Raw genomic sequence first — 15,989 nt, 5'->3', positions numbered from 1 at the left:
TGGCCGAATATCATGGATATCCATTAAAAATACGGGTCGATAATGGGCCAGAATTTACAGGAAAAACCTTTATAAACTGGGCTAAATCACATGATATAGCCATTGATTATATAAAGCCGGTAGCCCTTATCAAAATGGTTATATTGAACGATTTAATCGTACCTATCGTACTGAAGTACTTGATTTATATCTTTTTAACAACTTAGCACAAGCAAGGAGAATAACCAAAGAATGGCTAACGATTTATAACACCGAAAGACCGCATGAGGCATTAAATAACATGACACCGATTGAGTATAAAACACTAAAACAAGCAGCTTAATTTTCTACGTGATTTGTGTACTAAGTTTGGGGCATTTACAAGTTATTTTTCTAAAGGTGACAGATAGCGTTGGCTTAACTTGTCGAGAAAAGTGAAAAGTTTTTGATTCATTTCAGTGTAATCATGAGAGCGAAGCTTATCAGGTGTATCGACAAAGCGGTATTTTTCTGCTTGGCTAAGTTCCTTTTGTGAATGGGTAATTAATAATTCGACTACTTCAGGTGTTAACTCCATATGGCATTGGAAACCATAAACAAATTTACTGTATGCAATGATTTGACGAGGACACCCTTCACTATACGCAATAATTTGAGCATCTTTTTAAACCTGGCATATCATTGTGCCAATGACCGACTTCTAATGTACTACCAAAATCAGTAAACAAAGGATTTGTTTTACCGATTTGAGTTAACATAATAGGGAATTTGCCAATTTCTTTTTCTGGGCTGTTGCTATAACTTGCCCCTAGAGCTTCGCCGATTAATTGTGAACCAAGACATACACCAATGACTACTTTCTCTGCTTTTATTGCTGATAAAATAATGGCTTGTTCTGCTTTAGAATCAAAATGAGCACATTCTTGTTTGGTCGTTGATGGTGACTGTGGACCGCCCATAACAATAAGAAAGTCGATATCATCAATGCTATTAGGAAGTGGTTCATTAAGGTAAACGCGAGAATAAGTTATAGTGTGATGATTATTTATCGCCCATTGTTCATAAGCTCCGGGCGCTTCAAAATCCTCATGAATAATAAAATGTATATGCATTAATAACTCCTCCTTGTCTATAAATATCATTATTAACATTATGATTTGATAAAATTTATATCAAAGGATATAAATTTATTTTTGAGTTATTATGAATAATTTATTTGCAATTGCAATACAGAATTTTGAACTAACACGATAAAAAACAGGTAAAAAGAAATCACTTAAAATATGAAACAACAGGGAAAGATAAATATGAAAGTTGGCTCCTCCAACAGGACTTGAACCTGTGACATACGGATTAACAGTCCGCCGTTCTACCGACTGAACTATGGAGGAACCGAAATGTAGCGCGCATATTATAGATTTAATGGCGCTATGTCAATAGTTAAATTATTTTAAATGTTTTTTTGTGTAAAATTTCCTCCTTTTATTATCATTAAAGTGTTAGGATTGTCTTGAATAAATGGCGTTGTCTAAGTAATTGCTGTGGGTGCGATCCTAGTTCATGTTGTGGAATAATCTGATTTAGATCGCGATAATAATCAACCCAATAAGATAAAATCTCATTTGTCGCTAAATCTTTAAAATTCATTGGATATAATGCGAAATAATCATTACCTTGCTCAGTTTTAAAGGCATAAGTAATTAGTTCACTGCAATAAAACCCATCTGCATTGGGATGAAAGCTGTGATTGTAAGGTGAACCCAAGCATTTCTTTACCCGTCTTAATGCATTTTGAATAACAACTAAATCATGGATTCTACCAATGATATTGTGCTTAGCTGCACAAATAAAATTAGTAAACGATTGTTCAATCACGCCATAGTTTTGCGTTGCTTCAATAACGGTATTATTTCCAATATATAAACCAACATGATTAATACTTTTGGTTATTTCATCTATCTTTGACAATGCACCTGAAAGGCTTACAGCGCCATTAAAAGCATTATTTTTTTTTAGGCTTTGGAAGATAATATCTCCACATTGGATATTATTGTTTTTTAGCACGATAGCGCCATAGCGAAAACATTACACAAGTTGCAATAATAAATTTAAGCGCATCCACACCAACAAATGGCAGATAACCCACTTTTAAAGCATCAATTAGCGTGATGTGTAAATAGCCCATTAAATAGACAACGCCAAATACAAATAACAATTGATGCGCACAAGCGAATGCAATTAAACCTAAAATAAAGTGACGATCATAACCTCTTTCTGCTGCAAACCCTGCTAAATAGGCACTAAATACATAGCCATATAAGTAACCTGAAGATGGTGATGCTAACGCCATAATTCCACCACTACCATTGGCTAATAGCGGTAACCCAATTGCACCTAAAATAAGGTATTGGATTATTGCTAATGCACCTAGTTTACGACCTAAAAAAGCACCAATTAACAATACAGCCAATGATTGTAATGTAAATGGAACAGGGTAAGTTGGAATACTAATGTTAGCGGCTAATCCTAAAAGTAATGCTGCACTTGTTGTGGTTAATAATTTACGTTGCCAAGAAGATAAATTTACAAGTGTAGTGATAAATGTTGGATAATACGAAGTCGGTTGAAGTTTCATTATTTTCTACCTTTTATATGAATAGTAGAACTATAATAGCGCGATTATTGTTATTGTAAACTTTTTTGTTTTTAATTTGTTTGCATTGGAGTGGGATATAGGATATTTTTATAACACTCTAAAATAAAGAGTGTTATAATTAAAATAATTTGTTACTTAAACTAAGTAAGGATTACTAACTCGTTCATGACCAAAACTAGACATAGGTCCGTGGCCTGGTACAAAAATAAAGTCATCCCCAAGTGGTAATAATTTATTAGTGATTGATGAAATTAAATCGGCGTGGTTGCCTCGTGGAAAATCAGTTCTTCCTATACTACTTTTAAATAATACATCGCCGACAAAAGCCAGCTTATCCAAATGGTTAATAAAAACAATATGTCCCGGAGTGTGACCCGGGCAAAAAAGTACATCAAGGCTAATATTACCAACTTGAATCTGCTCACCTTCTTTTAACCAACGATCAGGCAAAAAGCTATCAGTATAAGGAAAACCGAATTGTGTACTTTGTTGTGGTAAACTTGTTAATAGAAATTCATCTTCTTGGCTTGGTCCAATAATCTTCACATCATAATGTTTAGCCAATATAGTTGCAGCACCGATATGATCCAAATGTCCATGGGTTAATAAAATCTGCTTAATATTAACGCCTAGCTTTTCAACCGCTTTTATAAGCAGTTCGGGTTCACCTCCGGGATCAATAAATGCACCTTCCATGGTTTGATCGCACCAAATGATGCTACAATTTTCTTGGAAAGCTGTAACTGGGATGATTTGGTACTGGAACATAGATTTATCTCCTTATTTCTTGCTGATGATTGGTTAGATTTTGTCCGTCTTCTTTTTTTAATTGTGCAAAAATAATGCTTGATAAAACGGTAATCATACCAAGTATAACAAATGTTAACTGAAATGAGTGAATAGTACTTGTTGTGGTGCTAATTAAGCGTAATAAAACAGCACCCAATCCGGTACCAAAACTAATTGCTAATTGTTGATTTACTGCCATTAAGCTATTGCCACTACTTGTATTGTCGTTTTCTAGATTAGCTAAGGTTATGCTATTCATGGCCGTGTATTGCATGGAGTTGATTCCACCGATACAAAATAGCAATAAACTGATAAGAATAAGTGGTGTCGATAAATTTAATACGGACATTAAAATAATCATTATGCCAGCTAAAATTGTATTAGTAACTAGTACGAAACGGTAACCTAAACGTGCTAAAATACGTGGAATAAAGATTCGAGTACAAATTGAAGCAATGGCCATTGGCATCAACATAATGCCGGCAAAAATAGCTGAATAACCAAATCCCACTTGTAATAATAGTGGAATAAGAAAAGGCACTCCTGATATACCTAATCGGCAAATTAAATTTCCGATAATTCCTATTTTGAACGTACGGATTTTAAATAGCGATAGTGGGAATAATGGAGTTTGTTTCTTTTTTGCATATTCACGATAAATAAATAAAAAAAGTAGACTAATTGTCGCAAGTAGTAATGGACAATAATATGTCTGATTTTGGTTTAAAATCTCTACACTCAAAGTGGCGCTAATAAAGCTAATAACAATAAATATAAAGCCTAATAGATCAAAAGGCATGTGTTGGCCTTTTAAGTTAGGCATGTATTTCCAACTAATTATTATACCTAAAATACCAATGGGTAAATTAATAAAAAACACCCAGTGCCAACTTACCATATCAACTAGATATCCTCCCAATACTGGTCCTAAAACGGGACCAATTAATCCAGGAATCGTGGCTGTATTTAACGCAGCTAAAAAATCACTACGCTTAAAAGATTTTATCAATACTAAACGTGATATAGGCACCATCATCGAGCCACCAACACCTTGGATCACTCGTGATATATCTAAAAAAATTAATGAATTAGATAAAGCGCAAAGTAATGAACCCAGTGTGAATAGTGAAACGGCCATGACAAAAATATTTCTAGTGCCAAATTTATCTGATAAAAAACCACTAACAGGAATAAATAATGCAAGGGTCAAAGCATAACTTATCACGGCTGATTGCATATTTAATGGGGACTCATTGAGGTTGTTAGCCATAGTGGGGAGGGCTGTATTTAATATCGAGGTATCAAGTGATTGCATAAAGAATGCAAACGCCGCAATCCACGGTAATATACGATAGACAAACGGTGGTAACTGTAATTCGCTATTCATTTTAATTTGGCCTAAAATTAATTTAAATGCTAGTGGAGCGGTTGGATATAAGCTCAGAAAATTAAGCTCTCTTACTTAGAGTTGATTAAGAAAGAGAGCTGATGAATGCTATTTTACAATATTATTTGTTAATGATTGGATTTTTTCTTATTCTTTACTGGTTTACCTTGCCAATAACCAGCCAGTAATGAACCTGAAATATTGTGCCAAACAGAAAATACTGCAGCAGGTAGAGCTGATAAAGCTGAAAAGTAGGTGGTGCCTAAAGTAGCTGCAAGGGCAGAGTTTTGCATTCCTACTTCAAGTGACATGGTTCTGCAGGTTGATTCATCAAAACCAAATAAACGTCCTCCCCAGTAACCACCAAGCAATCCTAACGCATTATGAATCACAACTGCAAAAATAACAGTGCCCCCCACTTGGCCAATTTGAGTATGGCTACCTGCTACTACAATACAAATAATTAATAAAATACAAATCATTGATAAAAGTGGTAAAAATTGCTCACATTTTTTAACAATAGCATTTAAGAAATGGTGAACAATTAATCCTAATATAATCGGTATTAGTACAATCTGTACAATATGTACAAGCATTCCCCAAACAGGGACTTCAACTGTTGTTCCAACTAATAGTAGTGTTATCAGTGGTGTTATAACTACCCCCACAAGTGTCGAAACAGATGAAATTGTAACAGACAATGCAACATCACCTTTGGCAAGATAAATCATCACATTTGATGCTGTTCCGCTAGCTACGCTTCCAACTAACACCATGCCAACCAATAGTTCTGGTCTCATTGTAAACAGTTTTGATAAAATTAGAGCAGTTAACGGCATAACAATATAATGTAACAAAGTACAAATAACCACCGCTTTAGGTTTGGTGACTACACGTTTAAAATCATCAATACTTAATGTAACTCCCATGGTGAACATCACAAACATGAGTAATTGTGATGTATAGGGACGTATAGGTGTAAAAGTATCAGGAGAAAAATAGGCCATAACCGCACACAAAACTGCCCACAAAGGAAATAATCGGGTGAGGGAGGAAATAGATTGAGCAAATAGTTGATTCAATTGTCTAGCCATATAAACCTACTGCCGTTGGTTTACTAAAATAACTTCATAATAATAGTAAATTTATTTTAGTTGCTTGTTAAATTTTTATTCTATTGATTCCACTAAATAGCGTCAAGGTATTTGTTAAAATTGTGTTAAGTATGTGTTCTGGTGATTCAGTGCGTAATTGTGTCAATATTTTAAAAACCTCAGTGATATATTCAGGGCGATTTGCTTGACCTTGACGCCCACTTAATGGCATGTCGGGCGCATCTGTTTCAAGTACTAGGCTGCTAAGTGGTAATTGAGCAATTGTATTGCGAGTTTTATTCGCACGTTCATAACTAATTACGCCACCTACACCAATATAATAACCCAGCTTAACAAATTGCATGGCTTGTTGATAACTACCTGAAAAACCATGTATTACGCCACAACAAGATAAGTTGGCCTTGTGTAATTCACGGTACATAACATCGTGCGCTTTGCGTGAATGTATTAAAACGGGTAAATCAAACTGTTTGGCAATTGTTAATTGTGACCTAAAAAATAATAATTGTTGTTGCCAATCGATACTTAAATTGTAGCGATCGAGCCCGATTTCACCAATGGCAACTAATTTTTTAGGTTTTGTTTTAACAATATTGGTTAATAGTTCTAAATCAGCCATAGTATGTTGATAAATAGGATGTAACCCCAAAGCGGCATAAAGTTCATGGTAATTATTCGTAAGTTGTAAAACAGCATCAAAATAGTTAGCACTAACTGCGGGTATAATTAATCCAACAATATTCGCTTGGCGAATCTTATTTATTGAATCAGCAAGAAAATCACTAAAAGGTGGAAAATCAAAATGACAATGTGTATCAATAAACATAATGCCTCTTATTCTGCCGTTGTTTGATGTAATAAAATTGGCAATAAAAATCGTTCAGCGGTAAATGTAATTTGTTCAATCAGTGTATCGGTTAACTCAGGATAAAGACGAGTATAATAACTGTCACACTCGGCGGATTGGTTAAATCCGCCTTGCCATGAATTTAAAAGTTGACTGATAGCTCTTTCACTAGCGATAATCTGACCTGTTTTTTTATCATAAGCTGTAATTAACCAACTCCACGAACTTTTTAATGGCATTAATAATGGTTCATTGATACCCTGCAAATAGCCTTCAACTAAATTAGTTAATATAGTTAAGGCCAGATCTGCATTTAAATGTGAAAATTGCCATTCATTATCGTCCCGACCATACATACGACTTTGACTATCAATTTTATCAGGATTTAAAATGCAATAAATCAAATGATCAATCCACAACGAAATACCATCGCGAATCGAAAGCTTTGACGGTCGCCATGTCAATATACCATCGTCTTGAATGTGAGTTAACCAACCTTGTAATTGGTAATGTTGATCATTAGATGAAATGGTTAAATTAACTTCTTGCGTTGTCATGACTAAACGTTTTTGGTCAACTTTATTGGCCAAAGGTTGCAGAGATTCAAGTTGATTATCATAAATAATTTCACCAAACGCACCATCTGGTAAGTCACCTGTTAACGCTAATCGTTGATAGAAATCATCTGATTGTTGCGATCTATTGGCAATTAATTCATTTAAAATCTGTAAGTTTAATTGATAGCGCTTTAAGCTATCAAGATTAAAGTTTTCGGCATCTGGTAAGGTATCATCCAGATAATTTATATAAAAATTAAACCGTTTTTGTAAAAATAGCCTAATAGAGTGCTGGTAAAATCGTTTTAATTCATCAAGATTAATATTATCTATACTAATAATTGGTATTTCACTAATAAATAACTGACTTTCACCTTGTTGCAATGCTGCAGGTAACCACTCATCGGCATAGCTTTTGGGTTCTTGTAAAAAATTTTGGGGGTTAAACGGTGTGCGTGTATGGTTTACACGTAAAAAATCTAAGCTATTTGTTGTAGTGATATTTGTAGTGCCATCTGTATTATTTTTAGCCTTGCCATAATATTGGCCAATATATTCCCAAAACTCATCAACAAGTATAGAAGGGTAACGTTCACTATTATCTTTCATATCGCGACCAATATAACTGATATACAACTGTTTTTGCGCAGATAAAATTGCTTCTAAAAAAAGGTAACGATCATCTGTTCGACGGCTACGATCCCCTCGTCTTGGATGTTGTGCGATTAAATCAAAATCAAGTGGAAGAGATGTTCTTGGATAATCGCCGTCATTCATACCAAGTAAACAAACAACTTTAAATGGAATAGAACGCATAGGCATCATGGTACAAAAATTTATCTTACCAACTAAAAAACGATGCGCTAAATGATTTTTCTCTAAGCGTGATTGCATAGCATCATGTAGAATAGTGATAGAAATATTATCTGTATAACAAGCCGATAATCCACTATTAATCAGTTCTTGCCATTCTTCTTCGATCATCAATAAAATGGATTCACGTTGAACATTACTTATAAAAAAGTCATTGATTAATTCAAGGCAACAAGGTTGCCAATTAATTAGCGGTTTTTCTTCATTTAAGATAGCAAACCACTTACTTACAACTTTAATAAATTCGGCTAATTGACCTATTAATTCAGCATCTAAACCTGTTGCACCATCATAAGGTAATATTTGTTGCCAACCGCCTTGTTCACTGTTCATTGTGTAACCGAGTAATAACCGCTCAAGCCCAAATAACCAACTATGTGCACTATCAAGTCCAAAACGAATGCCTGACTCAACAATCCAAGTTCGCAACAAGGTTAATTGAGATTCGTTAATAGCAAATTTTTCGGCAATAGCAGGGATTTCAAGTAAATAAAATAGTTCTTCTGCTGTAAATCGACTATTCGGAAAATTTAAAATGGCAAAAAAGCCTTGAACGATAGGATCGATATTTCGTGCTTTTTGATCTGAAATAGTAAAAGGTAAATAGCGCTTTTCAACAGCATTACCAAAGACAGCTCGAATATAAGGAACATACTTATCAATATCTGATACCATAACTATGCAATCGCGCAACTCCAGCGTAGGATCTGCATCAAAAACCGATAGCAGGTAGTCATACAATACCTCAACTTCACGTTGTTCACTATGGCAGGCATGAAACGAAATCGACTTATCTGTTACGGCAAAAGTTTTATTATCAAAATCGGTTTGATACAGTTCTAAAATATCTTGCTGAATAGCATGTAATAGACAAGAACGATCCTGATCGGCAAACGCCTCAATATCTTGCTTATTATTAAATTCTTGTAACAAAAATAGATTATCTCGCCCAAGTTTTCCCCATGAGGTTAACAGAGGATTGGGTATTTTATCGGGTGTATTTAATATATCTGACAACTGTTTTTCAGCAATATCGCCCCAATACCATTTACACGGATTATTAAACATTAAATGGACATCAATATGTTGCCCAAGTGCTGAAAGTAGCGAAAGATAAATAGGAGGAAGAGAAGTAATACCAAAAATAAAAATACGGTTAGGTAATGCATCTAAACGTGAACGTTCAAAGTTATTATTTAATAACATTTCAAGCATTTGTTGATAAATATTAGCGCGATGATAAGGTTGGCTAATTGATATTAGTTTTCGCCACAACTCCGCTTGCCACGTTTCATCAGAATGATGCTTCAATTCGGCAACAGTCTGGTTTGCCTCCCATTTTGCTAGCCAATCTGGACGGTAAACTAAATATTGGTCAAATAATCGTGCAATACGCGTTGCAAGCTGATACCGTTTTTTATCTTGCTTATCAATATCAAGATAATGTTTAAGCGCGCTAAACTCAGGTTGTTTAATAACTTGAGGCAACAAATAATACAAACGCCAACTCATTGATTCAACATTAAAGTAATTTTCAATTGGCGCTTCTGGTAACAATACTTGATAAAGTTGCCAAATAAACTGAGTTGGAAAAAGAAAATCAACATTAGCCATGATACCAAGTTCATCCGCTAACGCAATTTGCAACCATTGTGCCATGCCTTGACTTTGCACCATAACAACATCAGGTATAAATACATCCTCTAATGGTTGCCTGCGCATCAATTCACTTAATAATGTTTTGAGTAAATCGACTTGATTTGAATGATAAATGGTAAACATAACAACACTAATTATTAGTAAGATTGGGTTAAGATTATCGCTGATCGTTATTAATAAATCTAGTTGCTATTCTAGTATCAATTTTATAAGTAAGATAGCCCTTAACGAGTAATAATGAATGGGGGTTTATCTTTGATGGTAATTTTTTAAATGGCATAATGACATTTGAAGGAATACTGTTCCGAATGAGAACGGGTATTCCTTGGCGAGATTAATCAACTATATTTGGTTAATGGAATACAGTCTATAGACGTTTTAATTTATGGTCTAGAAAAGGCATATTAATATATTATCAAAAAATTATTAAGTATAGCTAATCTCGAATGGGCTTTCCTCGATGATTCTATTATACGAGCGCATCAACATAGCTCAAAATGCAGCAACTCAGCATTAAGAACAGATAGGAAAAAGCTATGGAGGAAACTCAACTAAAATCCACCTTTCTGTTAATAGCATGGATTGATATCTGTATAAATATCGCCATTTAATTGAAAATGCGTTTGACTGAATTAAGCAGTATCGTTCAATTTCAAAAAGATATGATAAATTAGAAAGCAATTATGCCTGCATGTTATTGCTGGTATTTATACTTATGTGGCTACCAATGTATTATTGATTAATATATGAACACAAAAGTTCAACAGACCCTAATAGCGAAATTGCTAAATAAAAACAAGTAGTTTGGAAAATAATTTATGATAAGGCACTTAAATTGAAAATTGGCCAATTACAAACTATCAAAGATTTTAATCTTTCATCGTCTGCCGTGAAGAAGAAATTGAAAAAATGTTATGGAAACAAAATTCCTTATCAAGAAATGGTCATTTTACCAGTTTCTATTTTTAACTCACCATTGCTGACAACGGTTGATAAACAATCGTGAATTAAAATAATGTTAAACTCTTAACTGGTCCAAAACTTTTACGGTATAAATGATTAATACCATGTTCCTTTATTGCAGCTAAATGCGCTTTAGTTGGATAACCTTTGTGTTTAGCAAGTCCATACTGTGGATATAATTTATCAAGCTCAACCATTTCACGATCGCGTGTAACTTTAGCTAAAATAGACGCAGCACTGATTTCTGGCACTAATAAATCGCCTTTAACTACAGCTTGTGTTTGTATACCAAAATCGGGGCAACGATTACCGTCAACTAATACAAAATTGGGGTTAATAGGTAATTTAGATACAGCTCGCTGCATAGCAAGCATGGAAGCATGTAATATATTTAATTTATCAATTTCGTCCACAGATGCTCTTGCAACACTCCAAGCTAAAGCATCTTGTTTGATAATATCAAATAGATGTTCTCGTTTTTTTTCGGTTAGTTTTTTAGAATCAGTTAAGCCTTTAATGGGCTTGTTAGGATCTAAAATAACTGCAGCGGTAACAACATCGCCACAAAGTGGACCTCGCCCAACTTCGTCAACACCTGCAATTAAAGTGACATCTGGATAGGTAAACTCTAACAATGTGGCTCCTTTAATACATCAAGTACAGCTTTAGCAGCTTGTTCATCAGCATTACAACGAATTTGATTATGCAAAGATAAAAATGTCTGTTTTAGTTCTGAATTATCTCCCTCTAAAAAAGGGATAATACGATTGGCAATATTTTCTGGTGTGCAATCTTGTTGCAACAATTCAGGTACAATCTCTTTACCGGCTAAAATATTAGGTAAAGACACATAAGGCGTTTTAATTAATTTTTTAGCTAACCAAAAAGTTAATGCTTTCATTTTGTACCCAACTACCATTGGGCACTTAGCTAACATACATTCTAATGCCACAGTCCCCGATGCTAAGATTGCTGCATTACTCGCAATCATCGCTTCACGGGCTTGACCATGTAGTAACTGTATTTTAAGTTCTGGTGCAACTTGAGCTTTGATTTGTTCAAATTCTTTTTGTCTTTTAGCATTAACTAAAGGTACTAGAATATGTATATTAGGATAACGCTCTCGTAATAGCTTTGCTGCTTTTAAAAAAGGTGCTGATAATAATGTCACTTCAGCATGACGGCTACCCGGTAATAATGATAAACAAAGGCTATTTAAGGGAACACCTAATTGTTGACGCATAGCTGTTTGATCTGGATTTAAAGGAATATCATCCGCCATCTTATGCCCAATAAAGCGACAAGGAACATCAAACTTATCATAAAAGACTTTTTCAAAAGGTAAAAAGGCTAAAATAAGATTAGTATTACGCTTAATTTTGAAAACGCGTTTTTGCTTCCAAGCCCAAACAGATGGACTAACATAATGAATTGTTTTAATGCCAGCTTGCTTTAATTTTCCTTCTAGGGAAAGATTAAAATCGGGAGCATCAACACCAATAAATATATCGGGCTTGAGTTTAACTAGGCGTTTAGTGATATCTCGGCGAATAGATAAAATACGGCGTAATCGCCCCAATACTTCAACAATTCCCATGACCGATAATTCATCCATTTCGTACCAAGCTTTACAGCCTTCGGCTTGCATTTTCGGACCCGCTATACCTACAAATTCAATATTAGAATGGTAATTTTTTAGCGCACAAATCAATCCTGCGCCAAGAATATCGCCCGAGGCTTCTCCAGCGACTAATGCAATGACTAGTGTTTCATTAGCCATTAACGGATGATGCCACGCGTTGAACGGGCAAAAAAGTCAATAAACAATTGGATTTCAGAGTGTTGTTTGGCAATGGTTTCAATTTCAACTTTTGCCTCTTCAAACGTTAAGCCATTTCGATAAAGGATTTTATAACTATTGCGAATCGCCTGCAAAGCATCTTTGCTAAACCCTCTACGTTTTAAGCCTTCATAATTTACGCCATGAGGTGTTGCATGATTACCTTGGGCAATAACATAAGGCGGAACATCCTGAGCAACACCTGAACAACCACCAACCATAACATGTGATCCGATCACACAAAATTGATGAACGGCAGTCATTCCGCCAATAATTACATAATCATCTAATTGAACATGCCCACCTAAAGTGGCATTATTTGCTAAAATACAATGATCACCAATATGACAATCGTGAGCAATATGTGCATTAATCATCAATAAATTATCACTACCAATTCGCGTTAATTCACCACCTTGAACAGTGCCACGGTGAATAGTTACGCTTTCACGAATCATATTACGATCGCCAATTTCAGTGCGTGTTGGCTCTCCACGATATTTTAAATCTTGGTTTACCTCACCAATCGAAACAAATTGATAGATTTGGTTATCTTTACCAATTTTTGTGTGACCATTGATAACAACGTGTGATTTTAAAAAAGTACCGTCACCAATTTCAACATTCTCACCAATAAAGCAAAACGGACCAATTCTGACGTTATCGCCAATTTTTGCTCCCTTTTCAATCACTGAGCTTGGATGTATCTCCATTGCCATAATTATTCCTTAATACTGTTTTTTGGGGAAATGCTAAAAAACGATTATTTACGGGCACACATCATTTCAGCTTCACAAACTAACTTACCATCGACAGTTGCAACACCATGGAATAATGCAATACCACGACGTTCTTTAATATATTCAACATCGAGCATAAGCTGATCTCCTGGCACTACAGGGCGTTTAAAACGTGCTTTATCAATGGAAGCAAAATAATAAAGTTGACCTGGTGATAGCTCTTCAATACTTTTGAAAGCCAATATCCCAGTCGCTTGAGCCATTGCTTCTAAAATCAAAACACCAGGGAAAATGGGTTTATTTGGAAAGTGCCCCTGAAAAAATGGCTCATTCACAGTAACATTTTTTATCGCTTTTAGTGTTTTACCTTTCTCGTAACTAAGAACTCTATCAACCATTAAAAACGGATAACGATGAGGTAACAGGCTGATGATTTCTTCAACATCAAGGGTATTAAGTTCGGTAGTCAAAATAGCTATCCTTATACATTATTACTATAAATTTTTAACATTATAACTGAGGATACCACTTTCACTCAAGGATGATTTAAATTGCAAAAGATGCTTTCCTTAATATATTATCAATGGATTACTATAAATTTATAAAATAAATGATTTGTAAACCCTTATTATCTTATATCAAATCAGATATAATAACTAAGATAATTACCCAAAAAGTTTATAATCTGGAGAAGTAGAATGAAATCATTGATTAAAATGACGTTAGTAAGCAGCGTAATTGTATTAACATTAGCTGGTTGTGATGAGAAAAATTCATCAAATAAAGTAACAATTTCAACTAATGCACAAAAAGAAGCATATGCATTAGGTTCATCATTTGCAACATACATGAAGTCAAATTTAGAACAAAATGAAATTAAACCTGACCAAGAATATTTAATCAGTGGCTTTAATGAAACTTTCCGCGATGCCTCTCAACTTTCAAAAGATGAAGTGAAAACCATCTTAGATGAATTTGGTAAAAGAATCCAAAAAGAAAGCAAAGAGCGTTTTGAAAAAGAAAAAACTGAAAATACAGCATCTGGTGAGAAATTCCGTGCAGAATTTGCTAAACAAGATGGAGTAAAACAAACAAAATCAGGGTTACTTTATCAAATCATTCAAGAAGGTTCTGATCGTCATCCAACAGCTCAAGATACAGTTATTGTTCATTATACAGGAACTTTAACTGACGGACGTAAATTCGATAGTTCTTATGATCGAGGTGAACCCGCAACATTTCCACTAAATGCTGTTATCAAAGGTTGGACAGAAGGAATTCAATTGATCGGAATTGGCGGAAAAATCAAACTTGTTGTACCACCTGATTTAGCTTATGGTGACCAAAGTCTTCCTGGTCAAGAAGGTAAAGCTGGAATCCAACCTGCATCAACTTTAATCTTTGAAGTTGAATTGCTTGGCATTGATGGGGATAAAAATGATAAAAATCAAGAGCCAGCTCAAAATCAAGAACAACAAGCTAACTAACTTGATTGATTCATTGAGTTATACTCTTGTTGTTATGGGTCCTGCTTATGGGACCCAATCTGCTTATTGCGCATACCAGTTTGCTCAAGCTTTACTGTCTAATACTCCTCATCAGATTAAAAACATCTTTTTTTATGCCGATGGTGTTTATAATGGCAATAGCTATACAGATCCTGCTAGCGATGAGTTTGATTTAGTTTCAGCATGGCAAGAATTAGCAAAAATACACACCTTAACGTTAACTATTTGTGTTGCAGCTGCGCAGAGACGCGGTATTATCGAAAATAATCTAGCTAATCATTTTCAATTAACTGGTCTTGGTGAGCTTAGCGAATCAATCGCAACAACCGATCGAACCATTCAATTTTAAATTAAGACTGAAATGAAAAAACTAGCAATTATTATCAGCTCACCACCTCATGGAAATGCCAAAGGTCGAGAAGCACTTGATATCGCATTAGCCACATCAGCTATTAATTATGTTTCTGTTTTTTTTGTCGATGATGGTGTCTTTCATTTATTACCAAATCAACAACCTGATCACATTTTAATGCGAGATTATATTGCGACATTAAACATGCTTGAACTTTATGATATTGATGATGTATATGTCTGTGAATCCTCACTGAAATCAAGAAGCTTAATTCAAATAAGTAGAAACATCCCGAGTAAAGTCATTAATACCCAGTTATTAAATCAACTATTAACAACTAAAGATGTGATTTTGCGATTCTAATTTTATATTGAAAGCAAAACCTTATACCACAACAAGCTTATATCTAAAAAAATCGGTTAGGAAAGAGATTGATTTTATTGGGGTTTTTATTTGATTGTTCCTAGATTACACCATGAAGTGCAATTCTTCTTAGCTCCTTAGAATAAAAATCGGCAGGGCTTTTAAACTTATGCCGTTTTCTTGGGCGTGTGTTCAATAGATATTGTATTTTCTTTATCTGTTTGTCGTCAACTAATGAAATGGCCGCTGACTTAGGTATAAACTGACGTATTAAGCCATTGGTGTTTTCATTTGTGCCTCTTTGCCAGCTTTTATAAGGCTCCGCAAAGTACACGGTGGTGTTTAAATAATACTCAATAGC

Annotated in this window: 16 protein-coding genes, 1 tRNA gene and 3 pseudogenes; 6 read left to right on the top strand and 14 right to left on the bottom strand. The window is 34.6% G+C overall.

Annotation, left to right across the window (positions count from 1 at the left end; translation table 11 throughout):
* Window positions 1-322 (top strand): annotated as a pseudogene (locus tag A9G37_RS13355) (transposase); the annotation flags it as partial.
* Window positions 323-364: 42 nt separating this feature from the next.
* Here the strand turns inward: A9G37_RS13355 and A9G37_RS00660 are convergent.
* From A9G37_RS00660 to recC, 9 genes and pseudogenes are all read right to left on the bottom strand, one after another.
* Window positions 365-1,091 (bottom strand): annotated as a pseudogene (locus A9G37_RS00660) (type 1 glutamine amidotransferase).
* 203 nt (window positions 1,092-1,294) lie between these two features.
* A tRNA-Asn gene (locus A9G37_RS00655) sits at window positions 1,295-1,370 on the bottom strand.
* 100 nt (window positions 1,371-1,470) lie between these two features.
* Window positions 1,471-2,043, bottom strand: a complete 573-nt coding sequence (locus A9G37_RS00650; protein ID WP_065574320.1) for a YiiX/YebB-like N1pC/P60 family cysteine hydrolase — start codon at window positions 2,041-2,043, stop codon at window positions 1,471-1,473.
* Window positions 2,027-2,614 carry a biotin transporter BioY gene (locus A9G37_RS00645; protein ID WP_065574319.1) on the bottom strand — a complete coding sequence of 196 codons (588 nt, stop codon included), beginning with the start codon at window positions 2,612-2,614 and terminating at the stop codon, window positions 2,027-2,029. The genes A9G37_RS00650 and A9G37_RS00645 overlap by 17 nt, the downstream gene beginning before the upstream one ends.
* A gap of 156 nt (window positions 2,615-2,770) precedes the next feature.
* On the bottom strand, window positions 2,771-3,403 hold the full coding sequence (locus A9G37_RS00640; RefSeq protein ID WP_065574318.1) for an MBL fold metallo-hydrolase: 633 nt from the start codon (window positions 3,401-3,403) through the stop codon (window positions 2,771-2,773).
* Between the two features lie 4 nt (window positions 3,404-3,407).
* Window positions 3,408-4,811 carry a DHA2 family efflux MFS transporter permease subunit gene (locus tag A9G37_RS00635; protein ID WP_065574317.1) on the bottom strand — a complete coding sequence of 468 codons (1,404 nt, stop codon included), beginning with the start codon at window positions 4,809-4,811 and terminating at the stop codon, window positions 3,408-3,410.
* A gap of 128 nt (window positions 4,812-4,939) precedes the next feature.
* Entirely contained in the window at window positions 4,940-5,905 is a 966-nt protein-coding gene (gene panS, locus A9G37_RS00630; RefSeq protein ID WP_065574316.1) for a ketopantoate/pantoate/pantothenate transporter PanS, read from the bottom strand.
* Window positions 5,906-5,972: 67 nt separating this feature from the next.
* Window positions 5,973-6,752 carry a TatD family hydrolase gene (locus A9G37_RS00625; RefSeq protein WP_065574315.1) on the bottom strand — a complete coding sequence of 260 codons (780 nt, stop codon included), beginning with the start codon at window positions 6,750-6,752 and terminating at the stop codon, window positions 5,973-5,975.
* A gap of 8 nt (window positions 6,753-6,760) precedes the next feature.
* The gene (gene recC / locus A9G37_RS00620) at window positions 6,761-9,985 is read right to left on the bottom strand and encodes an exodeoxyribonuclease V subunit gamma (protein WP_065574314.1); all 3,225 of its coding nucleotides are present in this window, start codon (window positions 9,983-9,985) and stop codon (window positions 6,761-6,763) included.
* A 161-nt stretch (window positions 9,986-10,146) separates the two neighbouring features.
* Here recC and A9G37_RS13125 point away from each other — a divergent pair.
* Both A9G37_RS13125 and A9G37_RS12675 read left to right on the top strand, forming a co-directional pair.
* A pseudogene (locus A9G37_RS13125) lies at window positions 10,147-10,601 on the top strand (transposase); the annotation flags it as partial.
* Window positions 10,602-10,697: 96 nt separating this feature from the next.
* Window positions 10,698-10,868, top strand: coding sequence for a peptidoglycan peptidase (locus A9G37_RS12675; protein ID WP_080702313.1), 171 nt, complete (start codon window positions 10,698-10,700; stop codon window positions 10,866-10,868).
* A gap of 1 nt (window position 10,869) precedes the next feature.
* On the opposite strand, the gene rnhB is transcribed toward A9G37_RS12675, so the two are convergent.
* Genes rnhB through fabZ form a run of 4 tightly spaced genes read right to left on the bottom strand, consistent with a single transcriptional unit; the run spans window position 10,870 to window position 13,875 of the window.
* On the bottom strand, window positions 10,870-11,460 hold the full coding sequence (gene rnhB, locus A9G37_RS00615; RefSeq protein WP_034910816.1) for a ribonuclease HII: 591 nt from the start codon (window positions 11,458-11,460) through the stop codon (window positions 10,870-10,872).
* Window positions 11,454-12,605: a lipid-A-disaccharide synthase gene (gene lpxB / locus A9G37_RS00610; protein ID WP_034910820.1), complete on the bottom strand. Its 1,152-nt coding sequence runs from the start codon at window positions 12,603-12,605 to the stop codon at window positions 11,454-11,456. Before lpxB ends, rnhB begins: the two co-directional genes overlap by 7 nt.
* The gene (gene lpxA / locus A9G37_RS00605; protein ID WP_034910823.1) at window positions 12,605-13,384 is read right to left on the bottom strand and encodes an acyl-ACP--UDP-N-acetylglucosamine O-acyltransferase; all 780 of its coding nucleotides are present in this window, start codon (window positions 13,382-13,384) and stop codon (window positions 12,605-12,607) included. Before lpxA ends, lpxB begins: the two co-directional genes overlap by 1 nt.
* 44 nt (window positions 13,385-13,428) lie before the next feature.
* Window positions 13,429-13,875, bottom strand: a complete 447-nt coding sequence (gene fabZ / locus A9G37_RS00600; RefSeq protein WP_034910827.1) for a 3-hydroxyacyl-ACP dehydratase FabZ — start codon at window positions 13,873-13,875, stop codon at window positions 13,429-13,431.
* 228 nt (window positions 13,876-14,103) lie between these two features.
* On the opposite strand from fabZ, the gene fkpA reads away from it, so the two are divergent.
* From fkpA to tusC, 3 genes are read left to right on the top strand one after another with little or no spacing between them, the layout of a single operon-like run.
* Complete coding sequence (fkpA, locus tag A9G37_RS00595; protein ID WP_034910830.1) at window positions 14,104-14,892, top strand: FKBP-type peptidyl-prolyl cis-trans isomerase; 789 nt, start codon at window positions 14,104-14,106, stop codon at window positions 14,890-14,892.
* Window positions 14,843-15,262: a sulfurtransferase complex subunit TusD gene (tusD, locus tag A9G37_RS00590; RefSeq protein ID WP_081297587.1), complete on the top strand. Its 420-nt coding sequence runs from the start codon at window positions 14,843-14,845 to the stop codon at window positions 15,260-15,262. Before fkpA ends, tusD begins: the two co-directional genes overlap by 50 nt.
* 12 nt (window positions 15,263-15,274) lie before the next feature.
* On the top strand, window positions 15,275-15,628 hold the full coding sequence (tusC, locus tag A9G37_RS00585) for a sulfurtransferase complex subunit TusC (RefSeq protein WP_065574313.1): 354 nt from the start codon (window positions 15,275-15,277) through the stop codon (window positions 15,626-15,628).
* Window positions 15,629-15,728: 100 nt separating this feature from the next.
* Here tusC and A9G37_RS00580 read toward each other — a convergent pair.
* A partial coding sequence (locus A9G37_RS00580) for an IS30 family transposase (RefSeq protein WP_141670976.1) occupies window positions 15,729-15,989 on the bottom strand: 261 nt, incomplete at its 5' end.

This window comes from Gilliamella sp. GillExp13 (assembly GCF_001690815.1).
Taxonomy (GTDB): Bacteria; Pseudomonadota; Gammaproteobacteria; order Enterobacterales; family Orbaceae; genus Gilliamella; species Gilliamella bombi.
Note: the sequence above shows the minus strand (reverse complement) of the source record. Positions and strands in the feature narration are given on the sequence as shown.

Excerpts from the sequence above, each read along its gene's own strand:
- A9G37_RS00645 (WP_065574319.1), bottom strand. The coding sequence starts at position 2,614 with ATGAAACTTCAACCGACTTCGTATTATCCAACATTTATCACTACACTT.
- A9G37_RS00640 (WP_065574318.1), bottom strand. The coding sequence starts at position 3,403 with ATGTTCCAGTACCAAATCATCCCAGTTACAGCTTTCCAAGAAAATTGT.
- A9G37_RS00635 (WP_065574317.1), bottom strand. The coding sequence starts at position 4,811 with ATGAATAGCGAATTACAGTTACCACCGTTTGTCTATCGTATATTACCG.
- panS (WP_065574316.1), bottom strand. The coding sequence starts at position 5,905 with ATGGCTAGACAATTGAATCAACTATTTGCTCAATCTATTTCCTCCCTC.
- A9G37_RS00625 (WP_065574315.1), bottom strand. The coding sequence starts at position 6,752 with ATGTTTATTGATACACATTGTCATTTTGATTTTCCACCTTTTAGTGAT.
- recC (WP_065574314.1), bottom strand. The coding sequence starts at position 9,985 with ATGTTTACCATTTATCATTCAAATCAAGTCGATTTACTCAAAACATTA.
- lpxB (WP_034910820.1), bottom strand. The coding sequence starts at position 12,605 with ATGGCTAATGAAACACTAGTCATTGCATTAGTCGCTGGAGAAGCCTCG.
- lpxA (WP_034910823.1), bottom strand. The coding sequence starts at position 13,384 with ATGGCAATGGAGATACATCCAAGCTCAGTGATTGAAAAGGGAGCAAAA.
- fkpA (WP_034910830.1), top strand. The coding sequence starts at position 14,104 with ATGAAATCATTGATTAAAATGACGTTAGTAAGCAGCGTAATTGTATTA.
- tusD (WP_081297587.1), top strand. The coding sequence starts at position 14,843 with ATGATAAAAATCAAGAGCCAGCTCAAAATCAAGAACAACAAGCTAACT.
- tusC (WP_065574313.1), top strand. The coding sequence starts at position 15,275 with ATGAAAAAACTAGCAATTATTATCAGCTCACCACCTCATGGAAATGCC.